Raw genomic sequence first — 13,344 nt, 5'->3', positions numbered from 1 at the left:
CTGTTAAGTTGATATATAAAGGTATAAAAGTTTTATTTGAGTAATAAGTAGCAGTTTTTTTTATTTGTTACAGGTATTGGTATAGTAATTTGATTTGGTTTTCGTTTTCATAAATTGGGAAGTATAAATGCTGGAATCAGTATCTCATTCATTGACATGAAATCCTCAGCTAAAACTTTGCAAGACAATCTCTATAATTACTATTTGTGAAGCATTCTCATTGTTTTAGTCAGTTTTGCACAATTATAGTAATTAGTTGTATAATTTTTTGTTTTAAATTGAAAATGAAAGGTTTGCGTATACATTTGTCACGTATTAACCACTAAAACATAAAAAATGAAAAATACAAAACTAATATTAGGACTTGCAGTTATTGCATTAGGATTTACAGCTTGTAAAGATGAAAAAACAGAACAAGCAAAAATTAAAGTAGACAATTATGTTATGTATGTGGATTCATTAAGTAATGTAGCAGCTGAGGATACTAAGGACAACTGGATGGAAATTGAATCGGCTTTTAAATTAAAAAGCGCAGAGGCTGAGATTGCTCTTGCTGATATGGCTGATGACGCTGAAGCTAAAGCGCGTATTGAGGCAAGTAGAACAAAGTATGAAACGATGAAAGCGAACCTTGAAAAAATGAGAGCCGAAGCACTTGCTGCTATACCTGTAAATCCAAAACAACAAATGCGTAATACGCTTTTTGGAGAAGGAAAAGTAGGTGAGGATATGAGTTTTGTTTGGGTTAATAAAAACAATATTTTAAGTGTATATCAACAATTTGTGGATACTGTTGAAAATAATAAAGATGCCTACTCTCGTGAAGATTGGGATGAAGTAAAATTGATGTATGAAGCACTTGATAGTCGTAAAAATACCGTTGAAAAAGAAGGCCTTACTAGTGCAGATAATAACAAAATTGCAGGTTTGAAATTGAAATTTGCGCCAATGTATACGTTAAACCGTATGGGTGCAAAATCAGGAGAAATGAAAAGAGCTAAAGAATAAAGTTGTATTAATTCAAAAGGAAATGGCAATCAGGAATGGTTGTCATTTTTTTTTGCTTTATACTCTAATTATAAAATGTTGTTTGGGTTGTTCTCCTCTAAAAAATACCAATCCCCATTGAAACGTATCAATTGTCACTGTTACCTTAGGATGATTTAGTATGATTTTCCAAGCTTCTTCCATTTCTAGCGACCAATGAATATCATCGAATATCCACAGCGTATCATTTGTTACAGTTGGAAGCAAGGATTCAAAATAATCTAAAGTTGCTTTCTTAGAGTGATTGCCATCGAAATAAATGAGTTTAAAGTCGAAAGTCGAAGGTCGAAAGTCACTTAAATAATTACTAAATTCGGTTACGATGGGATTTACATGATCAAAATTAAATAATTGAAATTGACTTTTTGCAATTGCCATCGTTTGCGGGCAACCTTCCAGCGTTGTGATTTTTGCTTTTTTATGACCTAAAGCAAGTGCCGCAGTTGCTAATCCTAAAGAAGTTCCAATTTCTAAAATACTTTCAGGTTGAAAATATGTGGTGATCCGGAATAATAATTCGGCTCGTTTTGGAGAAATTCCTGCTGTTTTCGCAATCTTTGCAACGACTCTTGTATTCGATTTGAAAACTTTGGATCCCGCACCAAAATCAGTTACTTCAATCGAATTACTATTTGCTAAAAGCGTGTTTCTGTATTTTCTTAAAACTGCATATTCGGGTTTTGGTTTGTGGTCATAAAAGCATTTTGTAATCAAGTTAAATACAAACGGAGAATGCACCGCATGCTCATTTTTAGAGTGCCAAAGGAATTGTAAATAGGATTTGATTTGAAACAGCATAATACTTTTTTGTTACACAGAGATTCTCAAAGACAAAACAGAAATAGATACAGTTTTTTTTCAATTTTGTGACTCTTTGCGGTGCTTCGTGCCTCTTTGTGAAAGAACATCGTAGGTGCGAAGATAGTAAGATAATAGTCGAAAGTCAAAATGCAAAACTAGCATCTTCGCGTTAAAATTTCCTGCGGTATTACCTTGAAACTTTACGACTTTAAAAAGTCTATATTTGCGCCCTTGGATTTTACACTAAATTGAGATCCTTTTTTATGATAATGATGGAACAAATAGAACATAAAACTGCAATAAGTTCAGAAGAAATTGACAGATGCATCGCTATTTTGGCGCAATTAAATACCGATACGAATCAGATATTTGATATTCCAAAAGAACAACGAACGGCTTTAATTAAAGCTGCAGGTCAATTTTCTCGCCCTGATCGGGACGAGTTTTCCAGACGCAAAAAAGATGGAAAATTAGTTGCCAAACGTAAAAAAGAAAAGCAAGATAGAACCGCAAGGAAAGAAACTGGAATTCGTTCAGCGCGCGAAGCAAGCGTATTTGTAGCGCCCAAATTGCTGGCTTACACGGATCTGGCCAGCAAAGAACAATTAGAATTAGAAACACCCAGAAACTGTTACGTTTGTAAAACGGAGTTTACTAAAATGCACCACTTTTATGACAGCATGTGTACGGATTGTGGCGATTTTAATTATGCCAAACGTTTTCAAACTGCTGATGTAAAGGGACAAGTTGCTGTAATTACAGGTTCCCGTTTAAAAATAGGCTATCACATTACGTTGATGCTTTTACGCGGTGGCGCAACGGTTATTGCTACGACTCGTTTCCCAGTCGATTCGGCTTTGCGTTTTTCTAATGAGCCAGATTTTATGGATTGGGGTCACCGATTGAAAATTCACGGCTTAGACTTGCGACACATTCCTAGTGTGGAGATTTTCTGTAATTTCATTGAGCAAAAATACCAGCGATTGGATATTCTCATCAATAATGCGGCGCAAACCGTAAGACGTCCTGCTGGATTCTATACGCATCTAATGGAAAACGAGGAGCGTTCCCTAGCTTCATTACCACAACAAGCACAAGAATTATTGCTGGATCACACGAATTGTCTTGATGAATTGAAAGTGTTGACCACGGGTTTTTCATCCAATGAGAATATGCCTGTAACTTGGCACGGACCAGAACCTGGAATTGGGTTGCGGGCTTCCGCCAAATTATCGCAGATTCCGTATTCGTTTGATAATGCCTTGGTCGCACAAGAAGTTTTTCCGGAAGGAGAACTCGATGCCGACCTTCAGCAAGTAGATTTAAGAAAAACAAACAGTTGGCGTCTAAAATTAGGACAAATAGAAACTACCGAAATGATTGAAGTGCAATTGGTAAATTCCGTAGCGCCTTTTGTATTGTGCAACCGCCTTTCGGAGGTGATGAAAAAAGACAACACAGGCAAAAAACACATCATCAATGTTTCGGCGATGGAAGGCAAGTTTTACCGTGATTTCAAGGAAGACCGTCATCCGCATACCAATATGGCAAAAGCGGCTTTGAATATGTTAACGCACACCGCTGCGGGTACTTTGGCAAAAGACGGAATTTTTATGAATGCAGTGGACACAGGTTGGGTTACCGATGAAGATCCAGCAGAATTAGCCAAAAGAAAACAAGAAGAACAAGATTTTCAACCTCCTTTAGATATTGTGGATGGTGCTGCAAGAGTAATGGATCCTTTGTTTGACGGCATCAATACCGGTAAACATTGGTGTGGGAAGTTTTTGAAAGATTACAATCCTATTGCTTGGTAGAGAGTAGTTTATGTTTTTTTTTTTGGATGGTCTATAGAAAAAGACCATCCATCGATAGTTACTCTCCATAATATCTAAATATTTTTTTTTCTTTAATATGTTAAACTAATTTTAACATATTAATTACTTAAAAAGAAATAGATATGACTAAAATTATACATCGTCAAGTATCAAGAGGATTTTTATTGTTTTTGTTACTTTTTACTATTAAATTTAGTGCACAAGACATACCTTTTAATTGTGATTTTAATGCCTACTTATTTCAAGGCAATGATATTTTTGCAATTGACTTAGCATCTGGTAATTCTATTTCGGTGGCACAAAATATTACAACTGGAAGTATAAATGGAGCAGGTTATAATGCTAAGGATGGATATATTTGGGGCTATTTAACCTCTCCTTCTAAATCTATAGTTAGGATTGGTAAAAATTTTAATACCACCATTTACACCATTAGCGCATTACCTGATGCGAGTAGATTTGTAGGTGATGTGAGTCCAGATGGTATTTATTTTTTTAAATCTGGTGGGAGTACCTATTACAAAATTGATTTGGATCCAGCCTCACAATCTTATTTGCAGTATTTAGGTTCTTTTGAATTATCACAAGGCATCAATGTTCACGATTGGGCTTTCAATGCTGTTGACGGTAATTTATATACTGTGGAACAAGCTACTAATATTTTGTATCGTGTTAATCCATTAAATGGAGTAGTTACAAATTTAGGAGTTGTACCGGCAATGTTAGGTAATAATTATACCTATGGAGCTGTATATTTTGATTTAGCAGGAAGTTTTTATGTGTCTGCTAATCAAACAGGGACCGTTTATGTGATCCGTGATGTTAAAGATTTAGATGGTGTAATTGGGATGAATTCTAATTTATTTGCCTTTGGTCCATCAAGTTCTAGCAATGATGGAGCACGTTGTCCTACGGCGCCTGTTCCTCAAGAAATTTGTGATAATGGGATTGATGATGATGGCGATAATTTAATTGATTGTGATGATCCATCTTGTTCAGGATATGCTAGTTGTCCTGTTTATAACGCTTCAATTTCTGGAGCTAATGAGGGCGGTCTAGAGAGTAACAATAGATTATCAGAACAAATTAACAAACGAAATTTTAACAGAGTAAAAACAGCGTACAAGTTTGATGTTGCCACAGCAAGAAAAGTAACAAAACCAAGTTTGTATTCTAGAAAAGCATCGGGTACAGTACTTAAAGATTTTATTCCATTTGGTATTATTAATGAGCAATCAGTTGTAGAATCTACTCCTACAGATTTACTTTCTATTACCAATGCATCCGAAGTATACTCAGTAGATTACATTAAAAATAATAAAACAATTGCCTCTATTCTCGCCTTGAAAACAAATAATGGCGTGTATGAACATACTAAGTTTATTTGCGATAGATTGTTAGGAGCACAAATTCTTTCAGTATCAACTATAGAAATTAACGAGCAGCCTTTTATCAAAACGATTATAAAAAATGCAGATAATAGTATTGAGTATGTATTGAGTTTTTCGGCTAAGAAAGTAAATACAGATGCGAATTATGCGCTAGAAAGCCATTGGAATCTTGATAAATATGAAAAGAATATTGGCTTTTATAATTTTCAAATTTGGACAAATTCAATTGATGATTTGTTTAAAATAGGGCAAGAAGTTGTTAATTTAATTCAAAAACAAAAACCAATTATTGGTTATACCTTATCAGAGCCACCAACAGTATTCGTCAAAAAAGGAAGATATAGCAACGGAAACTTGGAGTTACAAGTTATCAATACAAATGCTACAAGCGCCGTAACTTTTGATGGAGGTTTGAGAAAAACAGAAACCAGTACTGAGCAAAAAATAAACAGTTCTATTAATTTGAATAAAAAATATGTAACGGATATTGTGGTGCCAACGGGTAATTTGTTTGACATCGGATTTAGAATAGGGGATGGGGTTGCCACTCCAGATGATTTATTCTTGTCTGATGGACCTTGGGGAATTGATGCCCCAGCCAGTACTACCACAGTAACTAATTATACTATTGGATTAAATTCAAGAGAATATGATGCTGGAAGTTTTCCTGTAGAACGCAACTTAAATCTTACAGCCACTACTACAGATTATGTTGCTGCGTACAGAGCGCTAACGCCAAGATTTAAAGCTGTAGATTTATCAACTTATAAAAGTTTGCATCTTCGAGGAAAAGGAACGGGTGTACTAGAAATAGTTTTTGTAAAAAATAGTATTGCAAACTGGGAGCAACAATATAAAGCTACAATTATACTTACTAATGATTTGCAAGATTTTGCAATACCATTTACAGCATTTGTGTCAAGTATTGGAAGTCCATTGGTGCTAAACGATATTAAAACAATAGTGTTTAAAATGACTGCTCTTGATGGAAAAGCAACCATTAAGGAAATGGATTTGCAAACTATACAGTTTTCAAAAAATCTTACACTGGATAGAGCTGATTTTGATATAGGATCCCAGGGAAACAAAGTTTCAATATCTCCAAATCCAATTGATGAAAATTCAAAACTGCGTTTTACAGCAATGAATTCAGAAAGGGTTACTATAGAAATTTATAATGTAAACGGTAAGCTTATAAAAACGTTGTACCACGATACACAAGTAGGAAATAATGAAGTTGGGATTTCTAAATCAAGTTTGACTGCAGGTATCTATTTTGGTAAAATAATCAGCTCTACTTTATCATATGAAGTTGTAAAAATAATTGTTAAGTGATTTTTGTTAGTTAGTTTTTAGTTAGTTAGTTGTTTTTTTTTAGTTAGTTAGTTGTTTTTTTTTAGTTAGTTAGTAAAATGGCTGTATTTTTGTACAGCCATTATATTTTTAAAATTATATTCTGTTAGAAAAGTATGATAAGAAGTTGCATGATATAAATTAATCTTTTACTCTGAATCTCTTTAATTCTGCTACTGGTTCAATAGCATGGTAGCCTTTCCATATTTTAGGATCGTATGATTTTATAGCTACAAGTTTGAATTCATTTTCAACAACTTTAGTAACATCAATATCTGTTACAAGAGAATGTGAAAGATTTAAAAATTCAGTTTTAGTTGTAGAGTTACCTTCAAATTTTATGTCTAATGATAGAATATCTTTGTCTTCTTTGGTGATTTCAATAAATTTTAAAGGTCGGTTTATATAAAAATATTGACCTAATTCTTCAGAGGCATAGTGCAGGTAATAGTTCTTTTCATCTGATTTTTTTCGGTACATTAAAATTCCTTTGTTGTTATTTTGAGCTACTTTAATACCTAAAAGCAATTTTAAATTAACATTGTTAAGTTTCTCTCCTTCATCAAGTTGGAATTCAGCTCTAAGAACGGCATAATCAGACTCATTAATGTAGAGTTTACCCGTATATTTTGCTTTGCTTTTCTTTGGTGAAAATGAAAGTACGAATGCATAATCGTTTTCCTCAGTAAAAGTAGTTCCTTCAAATTTGTAACGGTACAGTTCAGGGTTTTTTATAAAATCATGCTGTGAAGAATTACCTAAATTATTGTTCTGAATGAATTCTGTTAAATTGTATTTTGTGGTTGTAAGCAGCGTACTTTTATTTTCTTTTTTAGATTTTGTTTTCTTTTTATTGAAATCTTTCCGCAATGAAATGGTGTCTTGGGAACCAAAGAGTCCACTTTTAATGCGGTAATACTTTGTAGAATCTAAGTGTTTTAGCATTGTTTTTATGCCTATTTGTTTCAACTCTTCTGATGAGGTTGCACTTCCTTCATTTTTGAGAACCGTTGCTTTGAGAACGTTCATTTTATGTGATACAAATGACTTACTGTCTTTTTTAATAGTATTAGTATACAAATTACACAGCATGTCAGTATACTCTTTTGGGGGTGATTTAACTAAGGCATTGGTAAAGTTTTGAATATCACCATTGACTTGTTTGAGCGCTTGTTTTGAAAAGCCTGTAGACTTATTTACATCTACTACAATTTCATGAGGATTGGTCGCTGTTGATTTTCGCACAAATAGCATATCTTTAATAGGATTATCGGTATTGCTGTAATTCAAAGAAAGATTTGCTTTAACGGTAGCCATGATTGAATATGGATTGGGTTTTTCACCATTTACTTGTACATCATTTAGTTCAAAAATAGTGGGAGTAAGGGCTATAACGTAATCCAGTTTTGATAATTGACTTACTTTAACTTCAAGATTTTTGTAGCCTAGATAGGTAATGGTTAGTGTATTTTCGTCTTGAATTGTAGTTTCAGATAAGTTAAAAAAACCTTCGGCATTTGAGATCAAATGTTCTTTTTTATCAATATTGATGGTGGCGTAAGGTATGGGCTCTTTAGTAGTGGCATCAATTATTTTTACTGAAATATTTTGTGACCAAGAATATTGAAAAAACAAAATCGTACTCAACAAGAGCAGGTATGGTATGAATTTAGATTTTTTTTTGATGGGTGTGTTTGCAGATTTTACGTTCATTTGAGTTGATTTACAGTTTGATGATTGAAAATAATTTTCAAATGTATATGTTATTTCAATACTCAAGTAGTGTAATTGTGCTAATTTTCTGTTAATGTATTCATACGAAAAACCCCATCCCAAGTTATGATTATGAACTTGAGGTGGGGTTTATTGTGTTTTTTTGTGAGTATGTCTGTAAGCGTAAAGTTGGAGACATTTGAGTAGTCTAAGGTAGAACTATTTCATCTCCGAAGTTGGTGTGTTGACATAGTATGATGCTGAACGATCTGCGTATGAGATAATTTTATTTATTCGCGACATCGGGATTTTTTACTTTCTAGCACTGCTGACCGAAAACGGTTGTGGTAGAGCTTGTTGCGTCTTATGGAAACCTTTTTTCTATAACCGATTGAGTGAAGTTAGTAAAAAAAACGAACAATTTAAAGCAATCTAGCCATTGGATTTAGCATTTTTTAGCGGTTTGTTGTGTTTTGTATCATTCAGTTTTTCCTTTGTATGTTGCATAAATTGCCATTGCATGTCCGTGTCCTAATTCATATTCTTCTTTGAGCCAATTCGTAATTTCTTTTGCCTTAATTTTAGGATTAAGTTTCCCGTCAATGATAAATTCTTTTTCATCCGCCATTTTTTTAAAGTCTGCAGGTGTCTTTCCAGTTTTGGCTTTGATATTGTCAATGTACGCTTGAAACAACATAATATTTAATTTTTGTTAGAATTTAATTTGTGATAGTAAATGTATGAAACGGCTAGAATCCCAAATACTACTAATGGAAAAAAAGTTTGCCCATTAATTCCATCAACTGCTCCGTGGCTAATTGTTGCAAAAATAAAGTCAAAAGCAAATCCGGCATAAGCCCATTCTTTTATTCGTTTAGGAACCTGTGGAATGACTAATGCTAAAACTCCTAAAACTTTAAAAATTACCAAAGTGTCTCCAAAATATTCTGGATATCCCAAATGTTTAATACCTTCTTTTGCCAATTCTGTTTGTGAAGTCAATGCAGGCATTACTCCTTCAAACAATGCGATTATTGTTGTTGCTGTCCAAAATATTATTTTTTCTTTCTTCATTTTTTTTGAATTATTTATTTTCTGTCATGAGTTTTGCTATAATCCCAACTAAAGTTTTGTTAGTCAGTAGTTTTTGTACTAAATTAAGATTTATTTTTCAGTTATTTCTAAACTTCCAAATACAAAACCAACTTCCCATAAAGTTAATTGTCCAAATCCTTTGAAGCTGTTAGGCGTTCTGTTGTTTATTTAATTTCTATTTCAATTTTTAATTCAAAACACACTTTTTAACTATTTCTTTGTTTTGATTGAGAATCCATTTTTTTAAATATTCATTGGCGATAAATTCTTTGTCAATATCTACCAAAAAAAAGTTATGATTAATATCAGTTTCATTGACTATATCATTTTTGTTTTGTTCTAGATATTTTATATAAAATAATTGATTTTTATTGTAATAAAATTTCACATTTATTTTATTAAAAGTTCCATCTTCAAAATCAATTTCATTGTCATAATCGACTCTTAATAACTTACAATTTTGATCTTCATTATAATTTCTTAGCTCTTTTTGAGATAGATTTTCAGTTTTTACAATTTCTCTCTGATATGAATGTGGCTTTATTGAAAAATATCCAATTCCATTAGTTTTTATATCTTTTTCAAGATTTTTAGAAACTTTCTGTGCTTCAATTTTGCCTCCTAAATCATAAATGATCAGACAACTTTCATTTTTACTTAAACTATCAATTTCGGAAACTGAAAATTCAAGTTTTTCAATTTTTTGTGAAAAACAGTTTAAAGTCATTAGGAAGATTAATAAAACTAACTTATTCATATTATTTTTCGTTTCTAATTCAGTCTCGTTTTTTTTTGTCAACTTTTAACAATGTATTTAAAACAATTATTTATAAAAATATTTTTTCTCATTAATTACTTTTATTTCTCCACTTTTCTTCCATTAACTTATGGGTCAAGATTAGTATAAGAGTAATTTCTACCAAACGCCTATTTGCAGATAGCGCTTCTAATTAATTGCATATATTATTAATACTATAATTAAAATAGGAGTAATTATTACGATTGCTGGTAATATTAAATTCATAATTGATTTTCCAATTGATAATTTTTGAACTTCAGATATACCAATTACACATAGAACTAAACTCCAGATTCCAAGTGTAAATTCCAAAATCATAGAACCATTAACGATTATACTTGAAACAATTCCTCTGCTACTTATATCTCCTTCTGACTTGAATATTTCATTTCCATATATTGCAATTTGTGGAACAAGAAATAGCAATGATATTACTGATGGAATTAATTAATAAGACAAAACTCTTAAAATTGAATCTGTATTTCCTTTTCCATTTATCCATTTTCCTGTCCAACTAATCATTGCAGAATAAATATAGTAGCTAATCCAACCAAATATTGCTCCAATAATTATGCAAAATGCAATTATTCCCCAAATCGAGAAATCATCACCCATGTTTTTCATTGATGCTCTGTCAAATGTTCTTGAAATTCCAGCCAAAATCAATAAGCCAGTCACATACTTGTCATATTTGTAAGTATGAATAAATTTAAAAACTTCTCTTGGTGAAGTCCAAATTTTAGTAAATATTTTTTTGTCCGAAATAAAGTTTGGATTTAAATTATCTTCAAAATTTTCAATCATATTTTTTATTGTTTCTTTTCTTTTCGATTTTTGAGTATTATTGCCAAGGTTTTGAAGCTTGCAGAAGTAGTGGATTAAAAAAGCCTTTAGTTTCGGTTAAATATTGACTTTGCAAATACTAAACCAACTGGAAATTAAGCCCAAAACCCTCCATTTTTACAAACTGCTGTTAGTCGTTCTTTGTTTTTATATTTAATTTGTCTGCTGTGATTATTCTGTTCGTATAGGAATTAATTGTTAATCTAATGTTGTTCTCCTTGTTTGTAATGTAAATATTTTTTCCTTTTTTTTGAAATTTCGCTTCGTCAGTTTCTGAAATAGTTTCCAAAATAAATTCTTCAATTTTTTCTTTTGAAAGTTCAATATTTAGTTTCTTATTAATTCTTCCGTAAACAAGTTCGGTGTAACATATGTTTTTTAAAATTTCACTTTTAAAATTTTTCATTTTTTTTCTAATTAATTGTCTAATTGAAGTTAAATGTCCAAATAAAACGATTGGTACAATAAAAGTCGGCAACCAACTAAAAGGAAAATTGCCCATTTTAACTATTAACTATTTCATCTCCGAATTGAGGATGCTCTTTGTTGTGAGCAACAAATATAATATTGCGCTATGCATGTATAAGATGATTTTTGTAGCCGCAACATTGGGTTTTAACTGCTAGTACATGTGTTTTTTATTTTGATAGATAGTATATAATTCTACCTTCTGAATAATTTGTTGAAGTCATGTTTTTTATTGTATGGCTTTAATAAATTTTTTCATTTCGTCCATTTTACCCACTGTAATTCTTGTCCATTGACCTTGCTCTTCATATATCCTTCCCCCTTCAATATTATTATCTTCTAATTGTTTGAAATAATCCTTATTGTATTTTGCAAGTGAGAAATAGATAAAATTTGTGTTAGAGGAAATGCACTCACAATTTAATTTTTGGAGTTCGTTGATGGTATATTGTCTTGCATTTTCATTTAACAAGTTGCAATTTGAAACAAATTTATCATCTTTCAACGAGGCTATAGCAGCAAGTTTCGATAATACACTAACGCTATTATTTGTATTGGATTGCGAATTTGCCAAATTATCAATTATCGTTTTGTTCGCAATAGCATAACCAATTCGTGCTCCAGCCAAACCATAGATTTTGGAAAATGTTTTGGTTACAATAATATTTTTGTGGTCATTTATGAGATTGCTAAGGGATTGCTGTTTAGTAAATTCCAAATAGGCCTCATCAATTAATACAATTGTATTTTGTGAAATCTTGGTTACACAATCAACCAATGCTTCTCTTTCACAAATTGATCCTGTTGGGTTATTTGGATTACAGATATAAACCAATTTTGTATCTTGGTTTACGGCTTCCAACATAGCTTGTAAATTAATTTTCTTATCGGTTGTAAGTGGTACTTTGTTTTTATTTAAACCAAAATTATCTAAAGTAACTGTCCAATAATCATAGCTTGGGTCTGCGATTACATAATTACCTTTCTTTAGTGACACAAATTTTGCAACCAAATCTAAAATTTCAGTTGAACCGGCACCCAACATTATGTTTTCGTCTTTAACACTATTCTTTTTTGCAAGGTCAGAAATTATTTGTGTCTCTATATCCCAATTATAACGATTACTAATATTCGCATTATCAACAAATGCTTTCCTTGCTAATGGAGATGGACCATAAGGGTTTTCATTTGAGCGTAAAAAAATTAAGTTAGCATCATTCTCAAAACTATCAATTAAATTTTCTGATACAAGAGGTGAAGCTAATGAATTGAAGTTTGTAAGTCCAATACCAGCTATTCCAATTCCGATTTTTTTCAGCCAAAGTCTTCTGTCCGTTTCCATATTTCTTTTTCTTTAATTAGACTTTTAAAAAAATATTTTGTTACAATCGCAGATTTATAAAATTGCTACCAAAGTTGTTGTATTACAGTGGATTTGTCTCTCCAGCTATAGCGATCAGTCGAAGCAAGACATTAAAGATACAAAAAACACTTTTTCATCAAGTCTAATGCCCAGATCCTTAGTAGCGAATGTAGTTTCCGGGTTTTTCTTTTGAAATAATCATTAAGCCCGAAATTTTTCGCGTTCTGTCGGCAAAATCTAGCCTTCACGGTTCTGATGTCATGTGCAATTTTCGATTTTTGGTAATCTAAATAGACGTAAATTTAATTGTCGACTTGCGAATTATAACTCACATTTCAAAAGCTTTTTTTGATGCATGAAACCTGCAATATAGGCATCTGTAAACCCAGTTCCCATTTTTTTTGGTAATCTTGTTTCAAACTCAGCCAAATTACTCATGATGTTTTTACAGTTTGAAAAATGCTTTTTAACAACTTCTATAGCATTTTTTTGAACTTTTATTTTTTTTCTTATCCCACTTTCGCAAAACATACCAGCCTCGACAATAGTGCTAGTATTCTTGTCTACTATCCTATACTGATACCATAAATAGTATTCTGGAGCGTACGAAGGTTGAATAGCAGGTGGATAAAA

General features: G+C 32.0%; 12 protein-coding genes. 3 read left to right on the top strand and 9 right to left on the bottom strand.

What is annotated here, in order from left to right; translation table 11 throughout:
* The first annotated feature begins 336 nt into the window (after positions 1-336).
* Positions 337-1,008, top strand: a complete 672-nt coding sequence (locus tag AC061E_RS10045; protein ID WP_478286120.1) for a DUF6565 domain-containing protein — start codon at positions 337-339, stop codon at positions 1,006-1,008.
* 57 nt (positions 1,009-1,065) lie between these two features.
* On the opposite strand, the gene AC061E_RS10040 is transcribed toward AC061E_RS10045, so the two are convergent.
* The gene (locus AC061E_RS10040) at positions 1,066-1,845 is read right to left on the bottom strand and encodes an O-methyltransferase (RefSeq protein WP_478286119.1); all 780 of its coding nucleotides are present in this window, start codon (positions 1,843-1,845) and stop codon (positions 1,066-1,068) included.
* A 275-nt stretch (positions 1,846-2,120) separates the two neighbouring features.
* Here AC061E_RS10040 and AC061E_RS10035 point away from each other — a divergent pair, with 275 nt between their 5' ends.
* Both AC061E_RS10035 and AC061E_RS10030 read left to right on the top strand, forming a co-directional pair.
* Positions 2,121-3,665 (top strand): SDR family NAD(P)-dependent oxidoreductase, encoded by a 1,545-nt coding sequence (locus tag AC061E_RS10035; protein ID WP_478286118.1) that lies wholly within the window; start codon positions 2,121-2,123, stop codon positions 3,663-3,665.
* A 143-nt stretch (positions 3,666-3,808) separates the two neighbouring features.
* Positions 3,809-6,412, top strand: a complete 2,604-nt coding sequence (locus tag AC061E_RS10030) for a DUF6923 family protein (protein WP_478286117.1) — start codon at positions 3,809-3,811, stop codon at positions 6,410-6,412.
* Positions 6,413-6,571: 159 nt separating this feature from the next.
* Here the strand turns inward: AC061E_RS10030 and AC061E_RS10025 are convergent, their stop codons facing one another.
* The 8 genes from AC061E_RS10025 to AC061E_RS09990 form a co-directional block, all read right to left on the bottom strand.
* Positions 6,572-8,143, bottom strand: a complete 1,572-nt coding sequence (locus tag AC061E_RS10025; RefSeq protein ID WP_478286116.1) for a carboxypeptidase-like regulatory domain-containing protein — start codon at positions 8,141-8,143, stop codon at positions 6,572-6,574.
* 478 nt (positions 8,144-8,621) lie between these two features.
* Complete coding sequence (locus tag AC061E_RS10020; protein ID WP_478286115.1) at positions 8,622-8,840, bottom strand: DUF4287 domain-containing protein; 219 nt, start codon at positions 8,838-8,840, stop codon at positions 8,622-8,624.
* Positions 8,841-8,845: 5 nt separating this feature from the next.
* Positions 8,846-9,217, bottom strand: a complete 372-nt coding sequence (locus tag AC061E_RS10015; RefSeq protein WP_478286114.1) for a DoxX family protein — start codon at positions 9,215-9,217, stop codon at positions 8,846-8,848.
* Positions 9,218-9,425: 208 nt separating this feature from the next.
* On the bottom strand, positions 9,426-10,037 hold the full coding sequence (locus AC061E_RS10010; protein WP_478286113.1) for a hypothetical protein: 612 nt from the start codon (positions 10,035-10,037) through the stop codon (positions 9,426-9,428).
* A 447-nt stretch (positions 10,038-10,484) separates the two neighbouring features.
* Positions 10,485-10,841: a Yip1 family protein gene (locus AC061E_RS10005; protein ID WP_478286112.1), complete on the bottom strand. Its 357-nt coding sequence runs from the start codon at positions 10,839-10,841 to the stop codon at positions 10,485-10,487.
* Positions 10,842-11,010: 169 nt separating this feature from the next.
* The gene (locus AC061E_RS10000; RefSeq protein WP_478286111.1) at positions 11,011-11,286 is read right to left on the bottom strand and encodes a DUF3781 domain-containing protein; all 276 of its coding nucleotides are present in this window, start codon (positions 11,284-11,286) and stop codon (positions 11,011-11,013) included.
* A 291-nt stretch (positions 11,287-11,577) separates the two neighbouring features.
* Positions 11,578-12,690, bottom strand: a complete 1,113-nt coding sequence (locus AC061E_RS09995; protein WP_478286110.1) for a pyridoxal phosphate-dependent aminotransferase — start codon at positions 12,688-12,690, stop codon at positions 11,578-11,580.
* Positions 12,691-13,032: 342 nt separating this feature from the next.
* Positions 13,033-13,344: hypothetical protein (locus AC061E_RS09990; protein ID WP_478286109.1), on the bottom strand; the 312-nt coding region annotated here is incomplete at its 5' end.

The sequence above is a fragment of the Flavobacterium sp. GNP011 genome, from assembly GCF_056428925.1.
This window is presented reverse-complemented; position numbering and strand designations above follow the sequence as displayed.

Bases quoted from the DNA above. Each gene is read 5' to 3' on its own strand.
- AC061E_RS10045 (WP_478286120.1), top strand. From the start codon at position 337: ATGAAAAATACAAAACTAATATTAGGACTTGCAGTTATTGCATTAGGA.
- AC061E_RS10040 (WP_478286119.1), bottom strand. From the start codon at position 1,845: ATGCTGTTTCAAATCAAATCCTATTTACAATTCCTTTGGCACTCTAAA.
- AC061E_RS10035 (WP_478286118.1), top strand. From the start codon at position 2,121: ATGGAACAAATAGAACATAAAACTGCAATAAGTTCAGAAGAAATTGAC.
- AC061E_RS10030 (WP_478286117.1), top strand. From the start codon at position 3,809: ATGACTAAAATTATACATCGTCAAGTATCAAGAGGATTTTTATTGTTT.
- AC061E_RS10025 (WP_478286116.1), bottom strand. From the start codon at position 8,143: ATGAACGTAAAATCTGCAAACACACCCATCAAAAAAAAATCTAAATTC.
- AC061E_RS10020 (WP_478286115.1), bottom strand. From the start codon at position 8,840: ATGTTGTTTCAAGCGTACATTGACAATATCAAAGCCAAAACTGGAAAG.
- AC061E_RS10015 (WP_478286114.1), bottom strand. From the start codon at position 9,217: ATGAAGAAAGAAAAAATAATATTTTGGACAGCAACAACAATAATCGCA.
- AC061E_RS10005 (WP_478286112.1), bottom strand. From the start codon at position 10,841: ATGATTGAAAATTTTGAAGATAATTTAAATCCAAACTTTATTTCGGAC.
- AC061E_RS10000 (WP_478286111.1), bottom strand. From the start codon at position 11,286: ATGAAAAATTTTAAAAGTGAAATTTTAAAAAACATATGTTACACCGAA.
- AC061E_RS09995 (WP_478286110.1), bottom strand. From the start codon at position 12,690: ATGGAAACGGACAGAAGACTTTGGCTGAAAAAAATCGGAATTGGAATA.